At 38.2% G+C, this 26860-nt stretch carries 31 protein-coding genes and 1 other annotated feature; of the genes, 9 read left to right on the top strand and 22 right to left on the bottom strand.

Annotation, left to right across the window (positions count from 1 at the left end; genetic code table 11):
* Positions 1 to 346 precede the first annotated feature (346 nt).
* Complete coding sequence (locus VZF35_RS16140; RefSeq protein ID WP_407306453.1) at positions 347 to 1027, top strand: ABC transporter ATP-binding protein; 681 nt, start codon at positions 347 to 349, stop codon at positions 1025 to 1027.
* A 276-nt stretch (positions 1028 to 1303) separates the two neighbouring features.
* Here VZF35_RS16140 and VZF35_RS16135 read toward each other — a convergent pair whose 3' ends face one another.
* The 6 genes from VZF35_RS16135 to VZF35_RS16110 form a co-directional block, all read right to left on the bottom strand.
* Positions 1304 to 2038, bottom strand: coding sequence for an MBL fold metallo-hydrolase (locus tag VZF35_RS16135; RefSeq protein WP_407314646.1), 735 nt, complete (start codon positions 2036 to 2038; stop codon positions 1304 to 1306).
* A 53-nt stretch (positions 2039 to 2091) separates the two neighbouring features.
* A complete protein-coding gene (locus tag VZF35_RS16130) occupies positions 2092 to 2445 on the bottom strand; it encodes a hypothetical protein (RefSeq protein WP_407306452.1) in 354 nt (117 codons plus the stop codon).
* 81 nt (positions 2446 to 2526) lie between these two features.
* Positions 2527 to 2748: a YdbC family protein gene (locus tag VZF35_RS16125; RefSeq protein ID WP_407306450.1), complete on the bottom strand. Its 222-nt coding sequence runs from the start codon at positions 2746 to 2748 to the stop codon at positions 2527 to 2529.
* A 293-nt stretch (positions 2749 to 3041) separates the two neighbouring features.
* Positions 3042 to 3518: a DUF4352 domain-containing protein gene (locus tag VZF35_RS16120; protein ID WP_407306448.1), complete on the bottom strand. Its 477-nt coding sequence runs from the start codon at positions 3516 to 3518 to the stop codon at positions 3042 to 3044.
* 226 nt (positions 3519 to 3744) lie between these two features.
* Positions 3745 to 4740: a tryptophan--tRNA ligase gene (gene trpS / locus VZF35_RS16115; RefSeq protein WP_407306446.1), complete on the bottom strand. Its 996-nt coding sequence runs from the start codon at positions 4738 to 4740 to the stop codon at positions 3745 to 3747.
* Positions 4741 to 4784: 44 nt separating this feature from the next.
* Positions 4785 to 5025, bottom strand: a binding site (T-box leader).
* A gap of 345 nt (positions 5026 to 5370) precedes the next feature.
* On the bottom strand, positions 5371 to 5478 hold the full coding sequence (locus tag VZF35_RS16110; protein WP_407314644.1) for a phage terminase small subunit-related protein: 108 nt from the start codon (positions 5476 to 5478) through the stop codon (positions 5371 to 5373).
* A gap of 401 nt (positions 5479 to 5879) precedes the next feature.
* Between VZF35_RS16110 and VZF35_RS16105 the strand changes: the two genes are divergently transcribed.
* Both VZF35_RS16105 and VZF35_RS16100 read left to right on the top strand, forming a co-directional pair.
* Complete coding sequence (locus tag VZF35_RS16105; RefSeq protein ID WP_407306444.1) at positions 5880 to 6062, top strand: type II toxin-antitoxin system HicA family toxin; 183 nt, start codon at positions 5880 to 5882, stop codon at positions 6060 to 6062.
* Between the two features lie 69 nt (positions 6063 to 6131).
* Entirely contained in the window at positions 6132 to 6530 is a 399-nt protein-coding gene (locus VZF35_RS16100; RefSeq protein WP_407306442.1) for a type II toxin-antitoxin system HicB family antitoxin, read from the top strand.
* A gap of 183 nt (positions 6531 to 6713) precedes the next feature.
* Here the strand turns inward: VZF35_RS16100 and VZF35_RS16095 are convergent, their stop codons facing one another.
* Positions 6714 to 7100, bottom strand: coding sequence for a hypothetical protein (locus VZF35_RS16095; RefSeq protein ID WP_407306441.1), 387 nt, complete (start codon positions 7098 to 7100; stop codon positions 6714 to 6716).
* A 165-nt stretch (positions 7101 to 7265) separates the two neighbouring features.
* On the opposite strand from VZF35_RS16095, the gene VZF35_RS16090 reads away from it, so the two are divergent.
* The gene (locus VZF35_RS16090) at positions 7266 to 7436 is read left to right on the top strand and encodes a YgaP-like transmembrane domain (RefSeq protein WP_407306439.1); all 171 of its coding nucleotides are present in this window, start codon (positions 7266 to 7268) and stop codon (positions 7434 to 7436) included.
* 244 nt (positions 7437 to 7680) lie between these two features.
* Here VZF35_RS16090 and VZF35_RS16085 read toward each other — a convergent pair whose 3' ends face one another.
* From VZF35_RS16085 to VZF35_RS16065, 5 genes are all read right to left on the bottom strand, one after another.
* Positions 7681 to 8004, bottom strand: coding sequence for a hypothetical protein (locus tag VZF35_RS16085; RefSeq protein WP_407306437.1), 324 nt, complete (start codon positions 8002 to 8004; stop codon positions 7681 to 7683).
* 70 nt (positions 8005 to 8074) lie between these two features.
* Positions 8075 to 8308 carry a hypothetical protein gene (locus VZF35_RS16080; protein WP_407306435.1) on the bottom strand — a complete coding sequence of 78 codons (234 nt, stop codon included), beginning with the start codon at positions 8306 to 8308 and terminating at the stop codon, positions 8075 to 8077.
* Positions 8309 to 8314: 6 nt separating this feature from the next.
* The gene (locus tag VZF35_RS16075; protein WP_407306433.1) at positions 8315 to 8530 is read right to left on the bottom strand and encodes a hypothetical protein; all 216 of its coding nucleotides are present in this window, start codon (positions 8528 to 8530) and stop codon (positions 8315 to 8317) included.
* Positions 8531 to 8659: 129 nt separating this feature from the next.
* Complete coding sequence (locus VZF35_RS16070) at positions 8660 to 9022, bottom strand: hypothetical protein (RefSeq protein ID WP_407306431.1); 363 nt, start codon at positions 9020 to 9022, stop codon at positions 8660 to 8662.
* A 123-nt stretch (positions 9023 to 9145) separates the two neighbouring features.
* Positions 9146 to 9493, bottom strand: a complete 348-nt coding sequence (locus tag VZF35_RS16065) for a hypothetical protein (protein ID WP_407306429.1) — start codon at positions 9491 to 9493, stop codon at positions 9146 to 9148.
* Between the two features lie 417 nt (positions 9494 to 9910).
* Between VZF35_RS16065 and VZF35_RS16060 the strand changes: the two genes are divergently transcribed.
* From VZF35_RS16060 to VZF35_RS16050, 3 genes are all read left to right on the top strand, one after another.
* Positions 9911 to 10135, top strand: a complete 225-nt coding sequence (locus VZF35_RS16060; protein ID WP_407306427.1) for a hypothetical protein — start codon at positions 9911 to 9913, stop codon at positions 10133 to 10135.
* 714 nt (positions 10136 to 10849) lie between these two features.
* Positions 10850 to 11101: a hypothetical protein gene (locus tag VZF35_RS16055; RefSeq protein ID WP_407306425.1), complete on the top strand. Its 252-nt coding sequence runs from the start codon at positions 10850 to 10852 to the stop codon at positions 11099 to 11101.
* On the top strand, positions 11064 to 11495 hold the full coding sequence (locus tag VZF35_RS16050) for an ImmA/IrrE family metallo-endopeptidase (protein ID WP_407314642.1): 432 nt from the start codon (positions 11064 to 11066) through the stop codon (positions 11493 to 11495). The genes VZF35_RS16055 and VZF35_RS16050 overlap by 38 nt, the downstream gene beginning before the upstream one ends.
* Before the next feature lie 62 nt (positions 11496 to 11557).
* On the opposite strand, the gene VZF35_RS16045 is transcribed toward VZF35_RS16050, so the two are convergent.
* The 3 genes from VZF35_RS16045 to VZF35_RS16035 all read right to left on the bottom strand — a co-directional run bounded on the left by VZF35_RS16045 (position 11558) and on the right by VZF35_RS16035 (position 14018).
* Positions 11558 to 11686: a hypothetical protein gene (locus tag VZF35_RS16045; protein ID WP_407306423.1), complete on the bottom strand. Its 129-nt coding sequence runs from the start codon at positions 11684 to 11686 to the stop codon at positions 11558 to 11560.
* Between the two features lie 37 nt (positions 11687 to 11723).
* The gene (locus tag VZF35_RS16040; RefSeq protein WP_407306421.1) at positions 11724 to 12683 is read right to left on the bottom strand and encodes a transposase; all 960 of its coding nucleotides are present in this window, start codon (positions 12681 to 12683) and stop codon (positions 11724 to 11726) included.
* A gap of 1101 nt (positions 12684 to 13784) precedes the next feature.
* Positions 13785 to 14018, bottom strand: coding sequence for a hypothetical protein (locus VZF35_RS16035; RefSeq protein ID WP_407306419.1), 234 nt, complete (start codon positions 14016 to 14018; stop codon positions 13785 to 13787).
* Positions 14019 to 14783: 765 nt separating this feature from the next.
* Here VZF35_RS16035 and VZF35_RS16030 point away from each other — a divergent pair.
* Positions 14784 to 15755, top strand: coding sequence for a recombinase family protein (locus tag VZF35_RS16030; RefSeq protein WP_407306417.1), 972 nt, complete (start codon positions 14784 to 14786; stop codon positions 15753 to 15755).
* Positions 15756 to 15833: 78 nt separating this feature from the next.
* Here the strand turns inward: VZF35_RS16030 and VZF35_RS16025 are convergent, their stop codons facing one another.
* Genes VZF35_RS16025 through VZF35_RS16010 form a run of 4 tightly spaced genes read right to left on the bottom strand, consistent with a single transcriptional unit; the run spans position 15834 to position 19303 of the window.
* Positions 15834 to 16430 (bottom strand): helix-turn-helix domain-containing protein, encoded by a 597-nt coding sequence (locus tag VZF35_RS16025; RefSeq protein ID WP_407306415.1) that lies wholly within the window; start codon positions 16428 to 16430, stop codon positions 15834 to 15836.
* Positions 16431 to 16465: 35 nt separating this feature from the next.
* Entirely contained in the window at positions 16466 to 18502 is a 2037-nt protein-coding gene (locus VZF35_RS16020) for an AAA family ATPase (protein ID WP_407314640.1), read from the bottom strand.
* Between the two features lies 1 nt (position 18503).
* Positions 18504 to 18968 (bottom strand): DUF6530 family protein, encoded by a 465-nt coding sequence (locus tag VZF35_RS16015; protein WP_407306414.1) that lies wholly within the window; start codon positions 18966 to 18968, stop codon positions 18504 to 18506.
* On the bottom strand, positions 18965 to 19303 hold the full coding sequence (locus VZF35_RS16010; RefSeq protein ID WP_407306412.1) for a GIY-YIG nuclease family protein: 339 nt from the start codon (positions 19301 to 19303) through the stop codon (positions 18965 to 18967). The genes VZF35_RS16015 and VZF35_RS16010 overlap by 4 nt, the downstream gene beginning before the upstream one ends.
* Before the next feature lie 912 nt (positions 19304 to 20215).
* Between VZF35_RS16010 and VZF35_RS16005 the strand changes: the two genes are divergently transcribed.
* The gene (locus tag VZF35_RS16005; RefSeq protein ID WP_407306410.1) at positions 20216 to 21451 is read left to right on the top strand and encodes an IS4 family transposase; all 1236 of its coding nucleotides are present in this window, start codon (positions 20216 to 20218) and stop codon (positions 21449 to 21451) included.
* Between the two features lie 1222 nt (positions 21452 to 22673).
* Here VZF35_RS16005 and VZF35_RS16000 read toward each other — a convergent pair.
* From VZF35_RS16000 to VZF35_RS15990, 3 genes are all read right to left on the bottom strand, one after another.
* Positions 22674 to 24131, bottom strand: coding sequence for a hypothetical protein (locus VZF35_RS16000; protein ID WP_407306407.1), 1458 nt, complete (start codon positions 24129 to 24131; stop codon positions 22674 to 22676).
* A 442-nt stretch (positions 24132 to 24573) separates the two neighbouring features.
* Positions 24574 to 25716 (bottom strand): hypothetical protein, encoded by a 1143-nt coding sequence (locus VZF35_RS15995; RefSeq protein WP_407306405.1) that lies wholly within the window; start codon positions 25714 to 25716, stop codon positions 24574 to 24576.
* A 93-nt stretch (positions 25717 to 25809) separates the two neighbouring features.
* The gene (locus VZF35_RS15990) at positions 25810 to 26622 is read right to left on the bottom strand and encodes a hypothetical protein (protein WP_407306403.1); all 813 of its coding nucleotides are present in this window, start codon (positions 26620 to 26622) and stop codon (positions 25810 to 25812) included.
* Between the last annotated feature and the right edge of the window lie 238 nt (positions 26623 to 26860).

Below are 26860 nucleotides of genomic sequence, written 5' to 3'. Positions count from 1 at the left end.
TGAACTGCATTTGTTTTACCTCCTAGTTTTATATTTGGAACGTCCATAGTATTTTCATAATTTTTGAACTTTGCCTATAGATTTTGTGAATATATTGTTAAGATTTTTGTTTAAATGTATTTAATCATGTCCGGAATGTGAAGGTTACCTTTTCTTATAGCTGTTCACGCATATAGCCTCGTTCCTTTAGCTTAAAATGCAGACTTTATTTATGCTTTTCTCAGTTAACCCGATCTCTGGCACAAAAAGAAAATTCTATTAGCACAATCCACCGGTGATGCATCTACTATTGTATCTCCACGATGGTTAAGGAGAATTACGGGTGCAATGAACCGGAGGGATTAGCATGATTACACTGAAGGGAATAACCAAGATTTATGACACCGGATCCGTCAAATCCATCGCTCTACAGGGAATCAATTTACATATCAATGCCGGAGAATTCGTGGCGGTAATGGGGCCTTCAGGATCCGGCAAGTCAACGATGCTAAACATAATTGGTTGTCTGGATAAACCTACAAGCGGCGAATATTATCTTGACGGTAATAATGTTGCTCAAGCTTCGACCACCCAATTGGCAGAAATACGCAATAGGAAAATAGGCTTCATTTTTCAGGGGTTTAACCTTCTGCCTCGCACAACAGCTTTAGAAAACGTTGAATTACCCCTTATCTATGCAGAAATTCATGGCAAAGAACGACGCCAACGAGCATTAAAGGCCTTAGATACAGTTGGGCTTGCCAACCGGGTGAATCACACAAGTAAAGAACTATCTGGCGGTCAGCAGCAACGAGTAGCCATTGCCCGTGCTCTGATACACAATCCAGCTGTCATCCTTGCCGATGAGCCAACAGGAAATTTAGATACTCAAGCCAGTAAGGAGGTTATGGCCATATTAGAGGATCTGCACCAAGCTGGAAACACCATCGTTGTTGTCACACATGAGCAAACTATAGCTGACTTCACAAATCGAGTAATTCGGTTCCGTGATGGCCGGATCGTAAGAGAGGATAGGAAAACGGTTTAAGCCTGAAAGTCCTAAACATTATTAGGCCAAACATAGCTGTCTAAACAGCGATAGCCGCTCTTGAAGAGCGGCTACTACTACTTACCATAACCATTATCAGATAGAATCAAATTAAATTTAGTAGCATGTATTATTTACCCATGACTTTATTGAACCCCATACCTGGTTGAGCGGTACCAGCAGTACTAAGTGGGATACTCTCGACAATACTACCTCACAATGAAAAAATAGGCTTAACGGAGTTCCGTTGAGCCTATTTTTTGTGTAATCCATTGATTAAATGGTTAGCTGGAGAATTCGTTTTTGTACATCCTCTTTAAATACGCCCCCATGGTAACAAATAACGTTTTCAATATCGTATTGAGCTAATTTCTTAACTGATTTATTCGCCTCATCCATATCATAAGTGGCAGATGGGTTTGGGCCCGATAATCGACCCTCATTTGCTGTAAGGGCATCCCCAGTCACTAAGGTTTTACTTGGCTTGTGATATAAACAGATGTGACCGGGAGTATGTCCTGGCGTATAGATAACAATTATACCACCACAATATGGCAGTTCCTCTCCGTCCTCAATCGTTCTGTCGATTTTTGCTTTTGGCGGGTTGGAAAACACTGCTTGAAGTCGTTTTCGTTGTTCTTCAGGTAAAGTTTCAAACAGTTTTGATCTTTTAGCTGCATCCGCCTTAATCAGTGGCTTATCACCCTGAATATAAGGTTTCTCTACCTCATGCGCTAAGACCTCAACTTTCCGTTGAGACTTAGCTAAGATTTCTGGCAAACTGCCGACATGATCAACATCCTGATGGGTTATGATCACTTTGTTCAATCGGTCAAAGGACACTCCTGCCATTTCGATGGCTTCTCTAATTTGTTGTTCTAAGCCAGGAAAACCGGCATCTACCAGAATTACAGATTCTTCATCCCAAAATAGTGTTGGATAAATAGTCGTTTCCCGCCCCATCAGATTTACGGTCAGTTCAAGTGCCTCCACACCATCAGCTATTCTCAATTCAATCCACCCCATTTTTTTAACTGCTTTGAACTTTAGTATTCGTCATTCTATCATAAGCTAATCCCACTTGTTCGATTGGAAATTCTATTTAGTGAGTTACTAAATACCTCCTTAGCGGAAAGCATTCCCTTTGTCAGTGTATTTTGCAGATTAGTTTCGACTTGCTTAAGATTGTAACCAAGAAGTTTTTGAGCAATAGTGCTCGACTCATTTTGAATGGATGCTTGAATCTTGGAAGTAGTATTCTTTGGTATTGTTGTACCATTAGTCATATTCGTATAAACCATTAATACTACAGCCAGCAAAGCTAACAGAATTATCCCTTTAACAAAGAAGCGTATAAACTTTACGATAATAATAATCCCCACGACTACTGCCAATATTATTAGGATTGTGTTTGTCATGTTAACACCTCCTATGGCGGTCCCGATCTGGTTAATGACAATTCTATTCGTTTCTCAGGTACGTCTATCTAACCAAATTTATTACAACTTAAGCCGACTTAGAACATCCCATAACTTCTTCAGATCCTCTTTGCTAAGAGTTACGCCTTTCCCCATCTTCGTATGATCCGGAGACCATTCTCTAATATCATACTTTGGTTCCTTATCATTCCAGCTAATAAGGTTAAGTTCCTTTTTCCAGCCCTTTGCTGATTCTGAAAGGACACCGACTGTTTCCTTAATCTCGAATTTTATGTCAGCCATTCGCTTATCTCCTTTTAATCTTTCTTCTTCCTTACCTTCGGTAAACCTCAAGTAGCTTCTGAGATATGTAATTTTTAAGGAAGCATATATTTTCCTAAACGAAATCTTATAGGTATTGCCACAATTGTATCAAATATTGAGTACTTATTTGGTGGAGGCGAGACGGTACTATTTTTGTGCCTAATGAATATTTCCATCATTTTAAAAGTACTCCCCACCAACGAGGGTACTTTTAAAGAATTACAGCAGTCATTCAAGTTTACCTTTTGAACCCTTTTCCTATAGCAATTTTTTTATTTTAATTTAATTTCATAAAGTTCGTTTGTCCCTGACTTTCTGGATGCAATAAAATAACTTGTAGCGTCTGATGGTAATTCATATACCCAATTCCCTGTTACTTTAATACTCGGAGGAAGTTCTTTGTAATCGAGATAATCATCAATTACCCCAATAGTATCGGAGTAGGTTTTAAACTGACGATCTTTATTGTCAACAATCACCAGATCCGGAGGTATTTTAAATGCTGTATTTGTTATATTAGTGAGGTCGGCATTGACTACAACAAACTTTGCACCTTCCGTAGCGGTTTTTGGCGAACCATATTTAGAACTGATTGTTTGTTTTTCTTCCACCCCATTAACTTTAAGCTTAATCGTAGCAAAAGTAATTTCGTCTCCAATGTTTTTTGTTATTATGATCGTATCATCTTTCTCTGCCTTTTCCACGGCAGTGGACGGTTGCTGAGACGTGCCGAAACTTTTGTTTCTCATGTCCCCATCTCTTCTGAAATATATAATTTTAATGAAGCATATCTTTTCCAAAACGAAAAGTTATGGGTATTGCCACATTGACGTGAATATAACTTACAGGGTTTTTAATGAGGTAATGAGGTGATGAGGCTAAAAAACACATTCTCTGATACAATTTAATGGTACACCTCCCGCTTAATGATCAAGGGTGGGCAGCAATATGTCTTTGGTTTCCGTAACTTCTAACTCAAAATTTTCTTGATAAACCCATTAGATATTCGACTTTATTAAGTGTCGCTGCTGCTTTTTTGGAAGCTTTAGCTGCACCAATAGTTAATACTTGATCAAGGTAGTTACTATTAACAAATTCATTATACCTTTCTTGAATGGGACGTATGGCTTCAATAATTGCTTCGGCTACATCATTTTTAAATTGTCCGTAACCTTTTCCGTCATATAGTTGCTCGATTTCATTAATTGACTTATTAGTAATTAAAGCATATATAGCCATAAGATTCGATATGCCCGCCTTAAACTCTTTATTATAATAAATTTTGTTTTCCGAATCAGTTTGAGCTTTTTTAATCTTTTTTAGAATTATTTCAGGTTCATCAAGTAAATAAATAGTAGCAAAGGAATTTGCATCAGATTTACTCATCTTTTTCTTCGGTTCTTGTAATGACATAATTCTTGCTCCGACTTCTTGAGTATGAATAGCAGGAATTTTAAAAGTTTCCCCATAACGACTATTAAAACGTTGTGCTAAATCCCTGGTTATTTCAATGTGTTGTTTCTGATCATCTCCAACTGGAACATAATCAGTTTGGTAAAGCAGTATATCCGCAGCCATTAACGGCGGATAAGTGAGTAAGCCGGCAGGGATAGAGTCACCATTTCCATGACGTTGAGATTTATCTTTATATTGAGTCATCCGTTCAAGCTCTCCAATATATGATAAAGTAGTCATAATCCATCCCAATTTGACATGTTCTGGTACTTCGGATTGAATAAATAATGTCACTTTATCAGGGTCCAAACCTACTGCCAAATATAATGCGGCTAAATTCCTTATGTTTCTCCTGAGTTGATTTGGTTCTTGGGAAACAGTAATTGCATGTTGATTGACAATACAGAAGTAGCACTCATGCTCATTTTGATATTTTGTAAAGTTTTTCATTGCTCCAAGATAATTCCCTAAAGAGATTGTTCCACTAGGTTGTATACCTGAGAAAATTACCGACATAACTAACTCTCCTTTAAACTAAAATAAAATAGCCCAATCACCCTAAAAGGGACGATTGGACCGTGGTACCACCCATATTTATTTAATATTACATAATATTAAATCACTCATTCCGTACTAAATAATACGGCACCTTTTGTAACGTGTGGATTATCACGTCAACTCCTACTAACATTTCGGGTTGCTGCTCAAGAGGCCATTCAATATTTATTCCACACTGATTCTCACCACCACCAGCTCTCTGACGCTTCCTAAATATTTACTCTTCTCTATCATTGCTTTTAATCACTATTTATAATGTTTAAAAAAAGTTTATCAGTTTCATACAATTAAATCAAGTTTTATTCTTCTACATCGTAGATAATTAACTATCCATACAAGATTCCTCAATTAGCACTGTTTATATAACAGTGCTAATTGAGGAATATCATCTGCAATCATTTTACGCACCATCATTCTTTGTACCCCCTTTATTGCCACACCGAAGTCGTTTATTACCAAAACATAATTTAGCTTTGCCTGAATTTAAGCTTCCTTGTCGTTAACAACCAGTGAATAATTCCTGGTTATAAGAGAACATTAGGACTTCCCTTTAATTGGGAAGGCTTTTGCAGAAAGCATGACCTTCCTTTAGGGCGTTTGGAACGTTCCGTTTAACTGCTCATCCCATTTATCTTTATTCTTCCAGCCTCGAATCGTCCCAGAAGGAAGATTAAGCTGGCTGGCGATTTCGACCAGGTCTATGTTTTCATGATGATCTTGGTATAGTTCGAATGCCTTAGCCCGGCCCGGGCTCTCTCTTTAGGCACATCACCTCACCTGCCGTCTTGCTTCGTTTGTTTTGGTTATCCTGGTATAATTAATCCTCTGTTGCTTCTCATTATTCGGTCATACACTTTGAATCTCGGGCTTTCTTCGTATCGTTCTTTTATGATTACTTCGTCTTTGCATTTAACCCCGTTCCAGTGGCCGCAGGGCAATTAGCCTTATCCTTGGGATCTAATTCGTTATAATTCCAACATTTCGGATTAGCCATATTGCAATCACTGCCTTTTGAAAACAAAACAAAATAAAATAAACACCCTCTTTGCGCACGTATTAATACGTGTTATAATATGGATGTAAGGAGGGGAGAACATATGACAGAATCGGAAGTCCTTCGCTTATTCAAGGCAAATGGATGGGAGATAACTGAAGGTAAGAGACATCATTTAGCAACTCATCCACAAAAGCCGGGAATAAAAGTTCCAATACCGAGACATAAGAAGGACATCCCATCAGGAACGTTACACAATATCCTCAAGATAGCGGGGTTGAAATAACCCCGCTATCCAAGGGATAATCAAATATAAACAAACAAATATAAATAATTTATGAAGGAGAAATATATCATGAAATATGCTTATCCGGCTATTTTTACACCGGAAGATGAAGGTGGCTATGGCGTCATGGTTCCAGATTTACCTGGTTGCTTTACGTGTGGTAATAATATTATCGACGCTATTGATATGGCTAGAGATGCAATTTCTATGTGGATATGTGATGCCGAAGACAAAAACGAAAGCATTCCTGAACCCAGTGATCTGTCCAAGCATCAACCATCATCAGGTGGTTTTATCAATCTCGTAGATGTCGACACTATTGAATACCGTCGCCAAAATGATAGCCGCGCCGTTAAAAAGACCTTGACTATTCCTAGCTGGCTTAACGTAAAGGCAGAAAAGGCTGGCATAAATTTCTCTCAGGTTTTACAAAACGCTCTTAAGGACCAACTTGACCTTAATAACTAAACAAATATAATTTTTCTGCAGCCTTAACCGGCTGCTTTATTATTCCATTATCCCTTGATTCTTCTCCTTTGCTCGTTCTAATGCAATTGGGGAATAGAACATTACCATATTAATACTAATACAGAAATCACTGCAAGAGTAATACTTGCTTTAAATGCTATTGGAGAAGGGCCAAAGGTTTCGTTATATAAGGTCGATTGGGAAAAACGCCTTACTAATCAATACATACAAACACTTTAGCTCAATTAATTTTCTTTCCGTGGATCCCAAAGAATTATGAATCATATCGACCTCACGGATCTTTAGCCTCAAATCCCTGATTTCAATCTCCATCTCTAATCTTCTGTCCACGTATCTCCCTGTTTGGTCGCTAATACTTCCAATAGAACGGCCAGGGCTTAGGCTAATCTGAGCCGTATTACTAGGAAATTCAGTCTCAAGCTTTGCAATAAGTATTTGTAGGCGATGTTTATCCTGCGTGTATGTCGTAAACCGACGGATCGTTTGTCGGTACCACAACGGCTTTACACGCTTTTTCTTTTCCTCAGCTGCAACTTCAGGTATGTCCAAGCCCCTTCCCTCCTTATCCACATTTAATCCAAGCCATTTTGCCATCTCCTTTATTCACTACATTTGCATTTATTATCTGCAAGTTTCCTGATATCAGTTTCAGGAATCACCTTGGGATTTTTGGGGAAAGATTAACTCATCTTTATTGATTGTGAGGGAACTATTGTGGAACTTAGCTTTCAAAGAAATTTAGGCGCTTTAGACAGAGGAATACGTGTTGTTATTAGCTTGGCATTATTTGGCTTAGTCGCGATGAAACTTCTAACCGGATGGGTAGCCACAATAGCCAATATCCTTGCGCTCTTCAACCTACTAGAAGCCGCTATCGGTTACTGAATTGTTTATGACATAATGGGTTGGTCAACCCGCGAAAAAATTGAATTACATTAACTATTTAAGTTTAAGTCCCCATGTTCGCCCTTCACTCATCCAAGGCTTCTCCACTAGTTCATGGTACAATTAAACGTTTTAAAATTTCCTCTTTTACAGGAACTAGATAAAATCTAGATCTGACGCAAAGGAGATTAAATTATGGCAACTTTAGGTAAGGGAAACAATTCAAAATTTGTACCAGAAGAATTTAGCATTCAGTAGTTTCAGCCATAGAAGGAGTTTCCAAATCTCCAATAGTAGTTAGGGTATAACTGAACGGCAGCCAAACCCACTTTTGTCCATGACGCTCTGTTATTACAAAATTCATTGTCTTTTCTTCAGGGGTAAGTTCTGAGACCGGGCAAAGAAAGCTTTTACTTAGAGGTTCCTCTTTGATATCTTCAAAAAGGTTTTCCTCCTCGGTAATGCCATGTTCCTTGAGATACCCTTCCTGAGCTTGCTCCTTCGATTCAGCTGCAACCCAATCATAATCATTCATTTTGAAGAGTTTAATCTTAGTTTTATCAATCATGACTCTTCAGCCATTACACGATTTACCAATGGTTCTATTTTCGAGAGATCCATGATACAATTTAAATGAGCTATTTATCGACGGTCTCTGTTGGCGCAGAGGCCTTTTTCGCGTCCCAGGGTAAGGAATCATCATTCCAAACTTGATTAAGGTAAATAAGAGTTTCTTTGATCTCTAGAATTTTTTGATCAGAAAGACAAGATGAATCCATAATTATACCTCTGATATTTCCAACAACATAATGATATAGGCTGTTTCTTCCACATTCTTTCGCCAGTTCGACTAATCGCTGCTTAAGGTCCAATGTAGATCACTCCCTCCTCAAGCCGAACGGCCTAATAATGTTCGGATTAACCCCACGCTGAGATATCCTTCGGGTATCCATGTAATCAACGATTACCTCAGAGACCTTCTCATCCGTACGAACAGAATTACTGATACACATAAACTTAGAAAATTTCTTTCGATCCTGGTACGCTTCAATTTCGTGCCTGATCCTTTCGGCCTTAAGGAGTTGGTTTCGCATAAACCTTATGAACCTTTTAATCATCTACGCCCCGCCTTTCTTCTCTTAGCTTTGTTCCTTCGTTTCATGTAACGTTTATAACGACTTGACTTAGCTTTTGTCGTTGTCGGGGTAATTAATGGACCTTGGTTATACCAAATAACCTTCTTGACCGAGTATCCAGAGAGCACCGCATAAGCATTTGGTCCGTATTTCCCCATCGGGAAATTCCATGGGTAAGCCACAATAACAGGTTTTCGACATTTGTTTTATTACCACAAAGAGCTCATCCTCCTGGTTAAATTGAGACCCCTCTCGCTCTAAGTTCTTTCTTCCACCATACCTGCATCTCTGGTGAACAATAGGCCATAGCATCCTCCCATGATGGCCAGCGGTCATGCTCTTTTCGGAATTTGTACTGGTAATAACGGCTTTGTTAGTCGCAACCTTCCCCTTATGGAGTGCAGAAAAACAAATTATCGCAATCTCTATCGTGTCATGAAGGCTTGTCATCTTACCAAAGCTGATGCGGTTTTTTTTATATCCGTGGTGGCAAGGTCGAGGATTTCTTTGAATTCCGAGTTGGTTATAGGTCCAAGAGTTGATTCGATGATTTTACGGAGCAATGGTTCCATCTCACCCCTCAAATTTCTTCCCACATGCAGAACAGTAACTAAACATGATCTGCTGCAACTCATCTACAGTATCGCCTTCCGGTAGTTCTTGAATTGCTTTCTGAAGCAATGCTTCCACATGTTTGCAATTGCAAAACGGGTCATATGGGAGCTGCTCTAGCGTCAGGTAAAAGGAGACGGTTTTATCGGCCAGCTCCTTTGCAAGCGCCCTGGACATTTCAATTTTCTCGTTGGACTTTGCACGACTGCCTTTTATAACCCACCCAATACGTGGCAAGTGCATGATCTTCATGGCCATGCCACGCGCCTGGTCTTTATTCATAATCTGTTCTTGCGTAGTCGCACTCATATGTTTCTCACCTCACTTTCGCTATTTATTTACAGGGTTTTCCTCGCATGTTGTCGAAGTTAGCAATATTCCTAACATTATGAAAGGGGTGAGTGTTTTGAATCCATCAATTAAAGACCTATCCGATCCGATTGAGCAAAACGATAAAGGAACTCATGCTTATATTTTTGATTGCTACAATATCCTCATTTGTAGGTCCTATGGTGAGACGAGCCCTTCATGCGTTGCCGGTAGCCATGCCAATACTAGATGTTCACTAGCCGAAAAAATGCAGATACGAATACTAAATGATTCGAACCCTAATGCAGTTTACAAACCGAGGAAAGTTTCTAGAGGGTAATATTTACAGGGTTTTCCCTCTAACATAGAATTTGGTAGTTATCCAGCTAACAAATTGACGAAAGGAGGAAGCTAATCTTGTATTTGTATAAAAGCCCAATTGGTTTAATGCAAATTTACTTTGATCCTGTCATGAGAAAGTACGCTTTAAAAATTGAAGATGTAGTTTATGAACATCATGAAAGTGCACAGTCGGCAGCAGATAACGTTTACGTTCATGTCAAGGGATGCTACGAATGGGATAAGCTTAACGGAATAGTCAACGGCCCTACTGATCTTTCGGAATGGGATTATCTCCCATAGGCATTCCTCCTTCGTTGAAAACGTCATCTTGCCTACCGAAAGCAGTTCGTTGCTTCCTGAAAAGTTAAACTTTTTTTCCTGATTAGTTTAATAAATTGCTGAGTAATATTATTGGTAGTTTTATGCCGATCTGAAACTAGCCCTTTCAGCTCGGCTATTTCTTTTTCTAAGGCAGATACGCGCTGCTCAAATGTTCGATCAAGCATCTTCTTGCATTCATAGATGGCTTCACGAAATTTAGCTTTTGCCTCCCAGTCTAAGTTTGTTCCCCATTTTTCTAACCAAGATTCAAGTGGGGCTTTGTTTGTTCATCGTTCTCACCTCCCTTCAATGCTTGTCCATCTCTTGGATAAATACCTAATTGTCTCCCACTCTTCCCGAATTCACGCCGAAGCACCGTTATTGGCCTTCTCCTTCCTTTCCGCCTCCTCCTTGAGTATTTGTTTAAGCACCAAACCTGCCAGAAGATTTATCCCTCTCTCTGGATTAAATAATCAAATGTCGGCTATACCGACTAAAGGGGAAGACACGCGTGACGCTAGGTGAAAGCATTAAGTTTTATCGAAATCAAAAAAAGCTTACTCAAAATGAATTAGCAATTCTTACTAATATGTACGTTCTTATTTAGCTGATATTGAGCATGATAGATATAACCCGAGTGTAGAAACATTAAAAGCTATAGCAGACGGCCTTTACATCAAGGTCTCGTTGTTAATGGACGAAGAGAACGTTCCCTCTCGGGCTACGTCAAAGGATAAACGCGATTTCAAGAAAATGCTTGAAGAAGACGATGACTTAATGTTTGATGGCGTCCCTATTGAGGGTGAGGATCAACAAAGGATTAAAGATGTTCTTACTGGTCTTTTCTGGGAGGCTAAACAGATGAACAAACGCAAAAAAAACCTGACAGCACGAACGACACCAAGAAATAATCATAGGTGCCGTTTTTTTAAAGGGGTGCTTTAAAATATGCACAAGCTTATACATAACCCGTAAGTATAAAACCAATTGCCCCTTCACCATTGTAGAACATCTTGGTATTCACATCCGGTATGCTGATCTTGGTGAACATACGCGTGGGATTTATTATAATAAACTTAGGCGCAGATTTATCGTGATTAACTCAAGGCTAAATTCTCATTGGCAACGTTTCATATGCGCTCACGAATTGGCACATGATAGGCTTCACAGGGGGCTAAATCGGTTTTTCTTAGATGAATATTCGTTTTTAAATGCAGATAAGTATAAAAGACAAGCTAACCAATTTGCTGTGGAATTGCTTTTAATAAATAAAGATATCCATTCTGGTGAAACTATTGAACAATTTTTTTTAAACATTGTGTTCCCATTGAAATGGTAAAATACTATCGATGAAAACTTAAAATAAGAAAAACCGAGGCTGCGGCTGCGGCCTCAGTCCTTTTATTGTTCTTGGATATCTGAAATTTTATATTCATAGCCATGAAATCCCTTATAATACTCTGGGTACATATCTCCTCCACATTCCTCACAACTAAACTGCGGAGGAACGGTTGGATCTCCATTATCCATTGCATCAAACGATCTTACTACATTTAGCGGGATCTCCTCAATTTGTTTCCACGCTAAACAAATATACTTGACTATACTCTGGGTTCCGACTAAGCTCCGGCTGTTTTGGGGTTTTTTCTTCTTTTTTATGGCCTTTCTCTGTTTTGATACCGGTGAAATTATAAATCATCCTTTCTAGACATGCTATTGCTGTATGGTCACTCGCATGTTTTATGGCCAATTGTCCCTCTTTTAGGCATACTTCTCCCTTGTATTCATAGTAATTCCCGCAATGTGGACATTGCATGGGATCCTTCCCCGTCTGTTCTTTGATCCGTTGCTCCCATTTCCTACGACTTATGGTCTTCTTTACTTTGACGATCCACTTCCGTGCTTCTTTTTGCCAAACTGAGATGACTTTCCTACAAAGAGCCTTGATTCTCCTGAAGTATACTCCATAGTAACGTATCATTTTGAATTGCTCATCCGGTATATGCACGATCAACCGTGCAATAAATTCTTCAACCGTTAGCTTTTCACGCTTTTCTTGTTCATCCGTTTTGTCATGATATCGAAACGTTACATATTGGCCATCATACTCCTCAATCCGACTCAGCGCTATTGCGGGTCGACGAATATACCGACCAATATATCCTATTTGCACCTTTACATTCCCTTTCTGTTTCGGTGCATAAACGTAAAATCCATCGCCATTGGCTTTATAAGCCTTTTGTAATAATGGTTGTACTTCCCTTTTTTCTCTCTCATCTAAAGATCTACGAATCAATTTTAAGACGACCGTTTGCCATTGTTTTCGGAACATTTCGAATGGAATATAGTCATAGACCTTCCATTCTCCACTCTTCTTCATTCCGACCATGGTTACAAGCATATGAACATGAGGATTAAAGTTCATCCGTGCCCCAAATGTATGTAATCCTGCTATAATTCCCGGAACTACTTTCGATTTCTTTTTATAATAGTCCTGAACTATCCGTACAGCCTCGATTGAAGTCACCGAGGAGAGCCTACGGAAGATGTTCTCCATGTTTAGGAAATTCGTTACGGAGAAAAATATCCCCGAGTGTAAGAAATTCATTGACAGCTACGTTGATAAAGTTATTGTTTACAAAGACCACCTTGAAGTATCATTCAAGGTGGCCCTTTCTTTTGAGCAGAAAAATAATATCTATTCTTTCAAGACATCAGTTAAACTCACCAATCTTATGAAGACTTACAGAAAAGCCGCCGGAATGTAAGGCCATGTGGACAACAAAGGAAGGAGTACATCCGTTGTTGGCGATGTACTCCTGGGACATAAATCAAATACAAGGATCGACCCGGCATATTGTACGGAACGTCTACTACGCAGTTTGGGTCTTTAGCGAAGGTGTTATTGCTGAATATAATGAGTCTTATACACAGCAAGGTCTGTTCATCATTCGTAGTTTCGCTAAACCCCCTCTAAGGGAATCGTCAACTGTCCCTCTCCTGAAATACCTTAGAGTCTATTCTTACGTAAATCATGATATACTAACAGAATTTCATCTTAACATGCAAAAAAGCCTTGAGTCGTACTTATTAATGTACCTCAAGGCTTTCATTATGTATCTGTCATTTTACCCATATTTCTTCCCCTCAATGAAACCATATTTTTTCCTTAAAACCTTAGAAATACACCTCCAATATTTCGAAATCTACTGTATAATGGAACAATATTTTTACCGCGGGGAAAAACATGAATCATATTATTGCCACGGGAATTTACCAGGTCTTCTCACATTATCCAAGGGAAAAGTTTGAAAAAATTTATTCCTTCGTATTACTATTTATGAAGCTTAGAAGTTGTCCATAACCAGGCTTATATTAACATCCACAAAACTTCTTATTATTGTAAGCGAAAGTAATCCTGTGTATGGAAATTTGTTTCCTATTCATAAAATGTATAGTAATCGATCTCTATCTTGTTTAGGCTGATTATAGAAATTTCTTGATCTAATAAGAAGATCAAAACACATCGGAAACCTTATATAATTCATCGTTACCCTAAATCAAAAGATACTCCTACTGTAACAATCCTAGGTGATGAGGGGTATCAAAGGTACTTCCGCGAAAAGTGTTAGTCTCCAAATCTTATATAATCACTTTTAATGGTCTCAAGAAGCTGCTTGGATAACTCGTACCAATCAACTTTTTCTTTGTTATCCAACCGATAAAAATATTGTTTTAACCAAATAGCAAAACTATCAATTCGTTCCTTGTCGTCTTGTAAATGATAATAATAGTAAATAACATCCAGTACTTCACGACTATTGACCGTCAGATTAAACAATGCTTGTGTCTCCAAATTCATCCAAACAACCCCTTATATAAAGACAATGTAAGAACCAGTCTCTAATAGACAATTGAAAAGTGTTTACCGTTAGAATATTGTTCCAAGATGGAAAAGTAAATGAGTCCGTTTATAAGGAATCGATCTGTAACCCTAAGTATAAATCACTTTTAACTTTATTGAAAATAATGGAAACCTCGAGTGAGCTCCTTAGCGGATTAAGGCTTCGCCTAAGTGCAATAGTCGCTCATAAAGTTTTAGACCTCGACAGCAACAAGATGCAGTTGTTCATCCGCAACGCTAAAGGTAGTAAAGACCGATAGGCTCTGCTTTCACAAACTAATCTCATATTCTCAGAATTTACTGGAAGGCTTATCGCCCTAAAGATAGCTTTTTTACAGCAGAAATCGTATTGGTACTCCTATGAGAGGACCAGAGCCATTCAAAATCTCTTTCAATGAGACTGAAGAATGTGGTGAAAACAAGAAAGCTTTTAACAAATTGTTGTTTATAGTTTTATAGAAATTTAACAATTCGTATGATGGGGGTATAGCTCCCCTCGCCTTGACTGAGATGATGAGGCTAAAAAACACATTCTTTGATACAATTTAACGATACATCTTTCGATTATAGTCAAAGGGGTGCATTTGCTTAATGGGGGCTGCAGCAACTTCTTGGTACAATCTACAAAAAGGATTTCATTAACGATTATAGAATACTCTAGCTACCAGATACCGAGATGAGATTCGCCAGATATTCCAGTCTCCGAAAGGATTGAAGGTAGCCGTGAGCCTAGAGAGAAAAGTAACAAGAGTTGATCACTATCCACTAATAAAAAGGTTAAAAGTAGCCATCTACTGCAGGGTCAGCACCTCCCACGAAGATCAAGCCCACAGCCTTGCGAACCAAACTTCCTATTTTAGAGATCTGGTTGATAGTCATTTGGATTGGGAACTTGTGGGCATTTATGCTGACGTGTGTTCTGGAAAGAACACCTCCGGACGTCCAGAGTTCCAAAGAATGCTGGAAGAATGCCGCAATCATAAAATTGAGATGATAATAACAAAATCAATCAGCCGCTTTGGCAGGAACACAGTAGAAACCATTGATGCGATAAATGAGCTACGATCCCTTTTAGTCGACGTATACTTTGAAAACGATAATATTCACTCTAAGGGATCTAAGAATGATTTTATTGTATCCATTCTAGAAGCCTATGCACAAGCCGAAAGCCAGGCTCGGAGCGAGAACATAAAATGGGGTATCGCCAAAGGTTTTAAGGACGGAAGCTCGAAACTGTATAACAGAAGGTGTTTCGGTTACCGTCATGATCAGGAAGGCGAACTGATCATCGACGAGAAAGAAGCTCTAATCGTTCAAAATATCTTCGATAAGTACTTAAACGGATACAGTGTAATTGCTACTATCCGTGAACTTGAGACTCTAAGGATAAAATCGCCTACCGGCAAAGATCGTTGGAGCAAAAGAGCAATAGAAAATATGCTAATCAATGAGAAATACATAGGCAATGTCTTAGTTGGTAAAACGTATTCTAACGACTTTCCGAACAATAAACGCTTGGCGGACAAAAATGAAAGCGATAAATATTTGGCCGAAGACTGCCATCCCGCTATTATTTCGAAGGAGAAGTTTGATCGCATTCAAGCTGAAAAGGCACGTCGAAGCAATATGGAAACCGATGGTGTTAAACGCAAAAGCACTCACTATAGTATGAAAAGGGTCAACTATCCGGAATAAATTAAACCGAAATTTCGCATAGAAAAACCTTTTTATTTACTGCTTTCTTTTATATGCCGTAGTGAAAGTACGCAGTTGTTAGTTACAAAGACCAGAATACTTTTGCAGACCATGCTTTGTACAATACAAATATAAATCTCCACCCTTTTTCATCATTGGAATACGGGCTTCTGCACTCTGTTCAGGATACAAGCGGATGAGAAGTACTCTATCGTAAAGCACATACGCCACAAAAGTGATATAGTGGTCTTTCGTCATAATATGACGAATAGAAACATAGTAGTCCATGTCCATTTCTTCCACTGTAATTTCATGTTCTATTGTGTAGGGCACGGGCTTTAGCTGCCGTAGTTTTCGCCCACAGCATGTAATGGAGGCGTTCCCAGTGCTTGTCAGAATGTTTCCGCAGGCGGGGCATACATAAAATTGAGTATTATAAATCTTTCCCACATCAGGCAGGTTGGGATCAAGTTTACCCTCCAGCATATTTTGAATATCTGCCCCTAGTACTTCTGAAAGCTCAGACCATAGCGTAACATCGGGACAACCCAAACCGCACTCCCATTTGGATATGGTCTTATTGCTGATATTCAGTAAATCTGCAACCTGTTGCTGTGTCAGGCCCTTTTCTTTTCGCAGATGAAAAATCAAACGCCCAACCTTGGCGCAATCCACATTAATCACCTCCAGTTGTTACGAGATTATCTATACTATAGATATTTTGCAATAACTTGAACCAGCCGTATCGGAAGCTGCCGTAAATCGGTGATATCTAAAAAGTGTTCTTGTCCGTAAATATCACAAATGGTCTCTTTATCCTGCCCTATGGCAGCAGCTAGAAACAATATCCCTTTGCGCTTATATTCCTGTATTACTTCTTTCATATCAGTTATGGCTTTCTCACCGGTATAGTTTGGCATAGCTTTTGGCTGACCGTCGCTGATGCTGATGAGCAGCTTTGTCTTTTGCGGAGCTTTCATTAGTTTTTCTGCCAGGATTCGCAGCGCCATGCCATCCCGGTTGTTGCTGTGTCCTTGTATCGCCATAAGGCAATACTTGTCGTTCAGGGCTGGATTTTCGTAATCGATATAGGAGTAAAGCGACATCTGCTCCAGAGATGAGCGGTCTGCAGTATCCCCGTAAATTAACATTGGTATTTTGCAGCTTTCACAAAATTCATAAACAGCAACAGCAGCCTGCTTTGCAGCATCCAACCGCCCAAAGGCGCTCATAGAGGCCGATTCGTCAATTCGTAATGCCACCGCAAGAGAAAGTTCTTCATCCGGCGGACATTTCTGGGAATAGTAGTGAAAATCAGGAGAAGCTAGCTTTTCTGCATGGAATTTCGTCCCGTAAAGACGAGATTTCGCTAACTCCGTGGATACTTCGTGTTCCAAAAGCGGAAGGATTTTTCGTATCAACTCCCGGACTATTGGCATTAGCGTCGATGCAATCTGTTGATATTCACGGTGATGGGCGATCGTTGCTTCCGGTCTGTGAACAATTAGATTGACTTTCTCATGGGAAGAACCCTTAACTATTTCCCGCGCTTGACGATTCAGATGTTTGCGAAAATCTCTCCTTTGCTGCTCCAATTCCAGATTGTTTTTTTGTTGCAACTCGTGATATATAGGGTCTCCGTCCTCGCCGTGGTCTGAGCTTTGCGTATCGGCTGCGTTTTCCGCGTCATCATTTGAATAACCTTCGTTGTCAGCTGACTTTCGCAGGGCTACCGCCAAGATGTCATCCGCAATAGTGTTAAAAAACTCTGTTTCCATAGTTCCTTCTGTATGGATTTCCATAACCTGGCCGTTGGTTTTGATTTGCCGTTCCGATATCTCTTCCAGTTCTGACAACACTCCATGCTTTGATAAGGCTTGTTCCAGAATAACGATTTCATCGGGGTCGGTAGTGATTTTATAAATTACCTTGTGATATAGTGCATTCACCGTCTCTGAGCCCTGAAGTACAGCGTCCACCCAGAAAAAATAGGAACGCATACCTGCAACACTCTTGATGGCGTTTGCCTTGGCGGTTTGATCCAATAAAACAATAACACGGGCAAAGGTCAACAGCAATTCTTCATCAGTACAGCCGGTTTTAGCCGCCGCTCTTGTCGACATAACTTCGATGGGGGGTAAATCCATCTTTTCACTGTGCTGCACACGGTCACGCAGGGCCTCGTTCAACGGGCGGCAGCCATTGTAGCCCCGATTTGTAGTAATAACAGCGATAAAATCAGGATGACGATGCAAAATCCGAGTAGGCAGATTGATGCTGCCGTCCGCCTCCAACGCCGAGTTCAGTGCCATCAGTACCGCTGCGTCACGAATTACTGTAGGCTCCTGAATTTCCAGCAACCAGCCGTTTTCATAAGCTCGCACAATTTCTGAGGGATAATATTTGTAAGTTACGCCTTTAGTATTGTTTTCATCCTCCGGCAGCACAGGCAGGATAGAACCTAATACGTCGGATTTATCCATATCCGCAAAACAGGTCACCTTCGTATAGGGAAGTCCAAAGTCAGCGGAGAGGGCTTTGGCAAGCTGTGTCTTACCGGAACCGGCATCTCCTTCTAAAAGGATATTTGTGATTTTCATTTCACCGCGTGTCCAATTGCGCTTTACTTCTGAACATATACGGCGTTCAGCGTCACTTTCAATGTGGGTGACAGGCTTTTGCCAAACAAGGGATCTTTCTACTTCCGTCAACTGTCTTTTAGGGGACAGAAGCCATTGATTTTCCATTTTAATAATACTCCATTTCCTCAAATATACGAGACAGCACGCGCAGCCGTTCGCCGGTCAGCTCTCCTAAATTGCTTAACGCTTCTGAGAACTTTTGAATATCTTCGTTGATATTCGGATTCTCAGTACACACAGCGATTGGCATTACGCTGCCCTGCACGCCAATCCGTTCCACTATCGGCTTCTCCGGGTCGTATAACAGCGGCAGCCTATAGGCCTCACGAAAATACAGCAAGGTGCGGCTTAGAAAAATCATCAGATCAATCGCCTGATGTATGGGAAGCTCAGCACTGAGTTCTAATTCGCCGTTCGCTTCTTGTTTCCAGATTTGCACTGCAATTTGCATATTCTTGTTGATTTCCAAAGTTGGTGCGCCCAGTGTCAGACGTTTGATATCTGACTTATAGGCATTTCTCCCATCGATGCGGTCATACTGATCAGCAATCATTACAATATCTTTGCTCATTTCCAGATCCTCCTTGCTTGTTTGTCCTGTGCCAGACACTGCTCACGCAACGCTTCCAGTTCGGCGGTGTGATCGTCGGCAGGGTTTTCATATTTAAGGACTTTCATTACGGAAAGCTCAAAGCCTCTCATGCCGTAATGATTCCAAAGTTCTAGGAGCCTTTTATTAGGATGATAGTTTCCATCAAGTTTGGCGCTGGTACTATTAAAGTCGGCCTTCGTATCTTTGGAAATACCCAAGAAAGACTCATTAGTTGCTATGCAACGGTAAGAAATCACGCCCATTTCGGGTCGTCTGTTTTTATATTCCTCAAGAAGTTGCTTTTTTCTTTTCATATCCATTTTGTTCACCTCGGCTTTATTGTATAAGTTGCATATAATGAAAACAATCCACGCCCCGTAGAGTCTACACTCTAATTAAACTAGATATAATAAAGAAACCTATGTCATTTATTTGTGGATCCCATTACAATTTTGTATTTTGCTTTTTTTCATCTTCTTTTTTTTACTTTACCTACTCATCTTAAGTATTTAGCCTACTTATCTATACTTGCTAACCTTTTTATTCCGTCCCTATGATCGGCAGAATATCCTCTAAATTAGCTATATTTTCCGCTCTTCAGAATTTAAGTACTTGATTCTCAGCTTTACACTTTTTAAACGTTTCCTCATACCTTTTAACGATTCCTATACTTTTTAACGAAAGGTAGTAATCGTTAAAAAGTAGGGTGCATCATTAAACAATTTGGTTTAAAAACAAAGAAAGCACCGCCCTAAACGATGCTTTACTTTGCCCTAAATAGCCGAAAAGCCCAGCATTGCTGGACTTTTTATGTTCATTAATGTGACTTAACTCATTTCTTTTCCGGCTGCGTAACGATATCTTTTCCGTCAAAGGCCCGTTTACTGACCTTTGAGTTTAGTAGATTCTTTACTTTTGGAACCATAACTTTTCCTTTAACACAAAAAGGAAGCATAACATTTCTTATAGCGATTTCTCTTTCATTGTTAAAAAGCGATGGTTCTACTTGTTTGTCTAAGCTTTTTCGCCGGGACCGTGTCCGAAAAATCACTAGCCTTGCATGAAATATATAATGATTTGTCAAGTGCAGTCTTACAGTGATATGTCATGAAAACTGCCTAATAACAGCTGAAATATGCTAAAAATCCTGTTTTTTGGTATAAAAAAGCCTTATAATTAGAGATGGAGTAGTTCTTGTCCAAATCTAAGTATAAGGAAAAACAAAAATGCAGGACAAGAATACCACGGAATCCACTTTTTTTCAATTGTTAGGACCCATTTTATCTCAGGATCTTTGGCGAAAAATTAGCCGAAACGTTGAGTTCGTCGATAAGTATGTTAAGAAGTTAAAAACCGTTCAGCTCGTCCAACTGGTGATCAATGCAGAAATACAAGAATATACAAGTCTGGACGAGATCAGCAACAGTTTAAACAAAGATGCGTTTGCCAAAGCCATCCACTTGGACTCCATTAGTACTTCTCAGATTTCTCGTCGATTCAGAGACATGTCAACCAATGTCGCAGATATTATTCATAAAAGCATTGTACAAACGTTAGGCGTAGAACAGGGTTTCAAGACTTTACGTCAATCATTAGGTCGCATCTACTTAATTGATGCTTCGACCATCAGTCTTTGTCTTTCCCAATACTTATGGGCAGACTTTAGAGAGACGAAAGGTGGGGTGAAACTCCACCAACGAATTCGATTTGATGGCGATCCTATACCGGATGAAGCCACGATTACAGTCGCTCGTAAATCCGACAAAAGTCAACTGGAATTCCTGGTTGTTGAGGATGAGGATGCCTTAAATGTTTTTGATCGGGGCTATTTAGAGTATAAGCAGTTTGATCGTTATTGCAGGGACGGCATTCGTTTTGTCACTCGCTTAAAAAATAACGCCTGTGTTGAAGTTCTACAAGAACTTGAGGTTGACGAAGAGAGCATCATAGAAGAAGACCTCATCGTACGTCTCGGTAAAAGGAAAAAACGAATGGAATCCGACTTAAGGCTTGTGGTCACGAAGGATACCGAAGGTAAAGCCATCATGATTTTAACCAACGATTTTAACATAACGGCTGAAGAGATCGGCGATATCTATCGCTACAGGTGGCAAATAGAACTTTTCTTCAAATGGATCAAGCAACATTTGACGATTAAGCATCTGTTTGGTAAGAGTAAAGCTGCAGTTGTGAACCAATTGGTTATCGCCTTAATTACCTATTGTTTGATGATGTTGGTCAAGTATCGATCGGCCTACCAAGGTCCTTTGCTTGATATTCAACGACTCTTAATTACGTGTTTATACGAGCCCTTCACCACCTTCGTGCAAAAACTTCACAGGAAAGGTTACCCAACGAAGGGACGCCAGCGTCAGGATCCTGAACGGATCTACTTAGAAACGTTGAATCAAGTACTTTCTGGAGAGTTGGATGACCTTTTCTTTAGCATCGAGATTTTCTAAATGCCAAAACAAATAAATGTAAAAATGTGGATAAGAACTACCTCTTAGGTGGTGGTCAACTTTCTCAGGGAAAGAAAAAACTATTGGATGTATGTACCAAATAAGGATGTTATAAGAAACATAAAGTCTTCCTGATTTCCACTTGACAAGGGCAGATTATTTTAATGCAACCCTAGTGCCGAAAAATAAGATTATGACAATAGCATCAGCTCTAAAGGCTGAAGTCCATTATATATCGAGCTATTATATTTCCATGAATCATCCGAAGTAGCCATTTCCCAGTGCAATAAAATTAAACTCAATAAATCCATATTTGGTAAATCGGAGCTTATTGTTTAATCACTTAAAATGTCAAAATATCTTAATAAGCAATCTTCAAGTAAAACGGTAAGTTTTTTAATTAAGGTACTTTCATCATTAGATAATAAATCTTTAATACTTAAACATATACTTCTAAACATTCCCCCAATATATATAAAAAAATATACAAAGATACTCACAGTAATCATTAAAGCAAATGCTGATAACTGGTCAATAGCATACTTATATATAATTGTAACGAATTGAACCCATACTGGCAGTAAGGCGCAACAAAAGATGGTATCTTACGTCGCTCAGATTCTTTAATTAACAAATCAATAAGTAACTTGAGCTTCTTTTCTGTAAATAGTTGATTCTGAATCAAATATTTTCTAAGCTTCTCAGCTCGCATTTTATCAAAGGATTCACCTCTCCATATATTTCCTATAACCTCAATATTGTGCTCTGATCTAAGAACTTGTTTAGCATTATAGTTAAAAACCCTAAACATATAGACCCCTGTCATTAAGGTAATAAGAAGAATGAAAAATGCTTGAGTTATATACAATTTTAAAGCTATTGATAGACAGAATATCATAATAGCTACAAAAGTTAGAATCCATGCGATTATAAAGAACCAATATTTCCACTTAAAATGTTGAAAAACTAAACTATAAGTTGTGAGGTTTACCTTATAATATTCGAATACGCTATCAACCAAAAAACGGCTCTCCTCTCTATTTAAGTCTACAGATTGACTTATATATTCAGTACAAATAATTTTTTGACGCCCATAACAAAGGTTATGACCATTATCAGAAGCCCCCTCATCCTATAACCTAACGTTCAGCAGTTCCCGCAGCCTCATACTGCATTTATCTATTCTAAGTTGCGGGAACTGCGTGTTGTCGAAGGACCGTGGCTAAATAGTATTACTTGAAAAATGGTTTTTCAGTACTCTATTTAGGTTATCGTTTTTTGCTTCCTTTGCCTTCTCAGATATTTGTTTAGCGTCAAAAAATCTAATTTCATACTTTTTTGTTGATTCTGTAGCCTTTCTCAGCTTGTCCGTTGCAGATTCATCAAATCCTCCTGTTGACCATAATTCAAATACCATCTTTTTATGGACATATTCATCCTGACTCAATGCCCACTTCCTAATCGTAGGTATGTTATCACTTAACCATTTGGTTACATAATCTTCAAGAAGTGGATAATTATAACCCTTGCACTCTATGAACCTTACTTCATTCGGGTACTTGACATATACGTCAATTTCTTTACTTTTACCACTTTCGTGTTCTCTAATCAACTTGTTAATTTCTATATAGGGAGCAAGTTGAGAATAGTAATATCCGACAGCTAGTTCGAAGACATCTCCTTTAAGATTACACGCTTTTCCCTCTAACTTTGTTAGAGCATCAAGAAATTCAAAATATTGGTCAGGATTTTTTGTCATAATTGCTGAAGCATTCTCTACTATGGCTACAAGAGATCTGAGTGTTTCCAGATAGTTCTTGCCAAATAACTTATCTATAAAACCCAATATTACTCCAGCAGATTTAAGTCTTGAAAAGGCCTTCTCTTCCAGACCTTCGGTTATCAGCACTGGTATAAAGAGGGAGTGCCTTTTACTTTGGCTAATCACGTTTACCTTTGCAAGAAAATATTCAATATCCTCTTCCAAAAGTTGTTTTCCTAAAATTACGTCTGCCACAACGAAACCAGGTGTTTTGCCTTTTTGTAATCCTTTAACATAAGAAGGTGCTGTAAAACTCCACTGGAATTTATGAAATTCTGGTATTTGTTCAAGCAACTTACCTGAATTATAAGACACTAGATTAATCTTGCGTGCCCAGTCATAAAAATCATTCATAATTGTTTTCTTTGCTAAGTCTAATGCTTTAAACCGTGTATAGCTCTGAGGAATATCTAGAAACGGATTCATTTGTAATAAGCCATCACCATTGTCAATTAATAAATTTATATATATGAGATCTTTAATTATTGAGTCAGCTGGTTTATGTCCCTTCAGTGGTTGTATTGGAGAACTTGAGTAGGTTGCTACTTCTCTTGAACTAATAAACCCATTATTATTAATGATAGCATTTATAAAATAGTAGTAAGCCTTCGAATTAAGCTTTATATTTTTTAACAGTTTTTCAAAAAACTCATTCTTTGTAAAGTGTGCATCAAGATATAAAAACTTCTGGTTGTTGTCGAAGGTAATATTCTTTAATTTTCTGATTGGTGTAGATGCCCGAGAGATTTCTTTTCGCGCTGCTTCTCTGGATATTGAGAATTTGTTCACTAATTCAGTAGCCAAAACTCCAGACATTAAAGGCCCTCTATTTTCAAGAATTGTGCTTATTCGAGACATCAATCTCACCCTCCAATAAAAGCATGTCACACCTCACTATTTATAATACAAAACTTATAGCAAAAGGTTTTTTTATTTATTTATTTGAAGCCGCTTGTACCAAGGACTTTCAGTCTTACAAATTTTCCTTCTGTCACGCCACTTATTTACAGTCTTTCGCATAACGTGTCGGGTGTTCCTGTAGCGCTATACTACATTCATATTGGCAAAGTACGCGAACACCTTAATCTATGATTATTTAACGCTTAGGTCAATGGGATACTAAAGTAAGGGCCCTTCAAACAATACGTTCATTCTCATCCATTTCGGATTCAATTTCTTCATGAATCATTCTTTTCCTTTGAAATTGTTTCTCAATATAGTAAGTCAAATTCTTCACTGACTTCAATCCAGAATGTCCCGACATGTATCTTATTCAAAGCTTCAGATGAAGTAAACTTTGTTATAACTCAATGAAAATCCCCAGTTCTTTTTCTTTGGTAAGTAAACCTTCAGAATCCCATAATTCTAATTGGTATAAGCTTTTATAACTTGAATTAATGAATGATTTTAATTTTTCAAATGTATCAAAAATTTTACTTTTTACCTTACTTAAATCCTTTTCAGTAACAATTGTAAAAAGTAACGGTACATCATTTAATGTGGAACAAATATCCAGAAGTACGCGAATATCCGCTAGGTCTTTTGAGTATTCGTAATCAGTTTCACCGAGCCAGTTATTTTCATGTACCGCTATAAAATGTACTTTTTCGTTTATTCCCTTAGGAGATAACTTTTTCGATAAATCTAGTTCAAAATTTTTTTCTTTTTTACTGTATAAATGAAAACTTCCCTGTGAACTAGGAATACTAAAAATTCTATCCTTTGAAATGATAGTGTTAGTTAAGTAGCTCTTCTCCAAACTTAATAGTTTTGTTACTCTTTCAGTTCTTACTTTTACAGAACCTAAATAAGGTTGGGATGATTTCTCTATTCCAAGAGATTTACGCTCTTCATTTTGAAAATCACCTTTTATTATGGACTCAAGTTCTTTCTTGAGGTTCATATTTTCTTCTTCTAATTCACGAGTGTTTTTTTGCATTATGCTTGGCAATCTATCAAGCACTGGGCTATCGGAGCGATCTGGTGCAGTATATATTTCGTCCAAATATCTTTTAAATTTATCTTCAAACAATTTCGCCCCCTTTAAACTTATGTCATATATTATAGTTCTATATTCTCTTAAGTCGGACGGAATATCATCAAGTAACTGTGATATAAGTATTGTTCTGGTACTTAAAGAATGACGAATACCAAGTTCATAAAACACATTTGGGTTTTTCCCAGTAAGATCAGCAATAACAATAAAAGATTCCAATATCTTTTCAAGAATATCTTTTACAAAAGAACCAGAATGTTCAATATCATCCGCACGTATTACCTTCAATTTATATCCGGAGTTTTTAATTGCTGGAGTAATAATATAGTCAAGAACCTCTTTAAATAGCTCATATGTTTCTGTCCCATCTTTCCCTATCGGTGAAATAACGAAACAAATCTTTTCAGTAGCATTCTCCGTTATTCCTTTATTAATTTTTCTTACCAACTTGTATCTACTCCTTCTCTTTTTGGGTCCTATAACTAAGATTATGACAATAGCATTCATTATAGAGTTTTTGGAATGTCTCACCAGTTTGGACTAACAGCGTTCTTTATCCCACACATACCAGGAACCGCATTGCTTACACACCAGAATATATAACTTATCAAACATTCCGTCATTCCAATCAGCTTCTTTCATAGCTTTCTCAGTATCTCCATCAAAAAAGTAGTTTAAGTAGTCCTGATCAAAATGTATTGCTATAAGCTCATCGTTTTTATCAAATTCACACTTCCACACACAATACCAATAAGCATCCCAAAGGCCTTTACTCCTACATTCACAAGTAACTACAGCAGGAATTTCCTCATCATAAATTTCAACAAATCGGTGAAGATTTTTTATTACAAAGTCGTAACAATGATTTTTGTAAAATCTATCATTTGGATCGTTACTAAAAGCATTATAACTGTCCTCTTTTACTAAATTTCTAATATTAAACATATGCAGCATTCTTGGTTCTATTTTATAGTTATTAGTATAAGTGAAAATTAGATCAGGTACAGAGTATATACCCCTATATTCGTTATATCCCCTCTGATGGTTATTTATTAAAACCCAATAATGGTACGGAATTTTTAGATCAATAAATTGTGCAATATCTTGAAGGAATGAATCTTTTATATTAAATTTTTCTTTTAGATCAGGCTTAGTTTGTAAAAAAGTTTTAGCAAGAATGATTCGATCTAATTTATTAATAGAATCAACACTCAGCACAAAGGGATAGTTCGAGTTGATATATTTAACTACAAATCGCCCTATCGCAATTTTTAAGGACTTTACAAAAGCCCTGTTGTTATTGAGAAGATAACTAAATAATAGCAGGTTACCAGATTTTTTATTTTCACTCATTTATACATAACTTCCTTACTCGGTGTTTTATTGTTTACCATTTACAAGTTATCAGCAGAGGAAAAGGTTGCAATAGCGACCCCTTTAGTAAGAAATCTTGGGTCCGATAATGGACATTACATTCACTTATTCAAAAACCAATTTCCCCGTTTTGGCCAAAATTGACCGTGAGCGACGATTTAGGTGTTTCGATTTCTGCTTTTTTGCATGCTAGAAGCGTGTTTTATACTAAATGCTA

The organism is Desulfosporosinus paludis, from assembly GCF_045689965.1.
Classification (GTDB): domain Bacteria; phylum Bacillota; class Desulfitobacteriia; order Desulfitobacteriales; family Desulfitobacteriaceae; genus Desulfosporosinus; species Desulfosporosinus paludis.
Note: the sequence above shows the minus strand (reverse complement) of the source record. Positions and strands in the feature narration are given on the sequence as shown.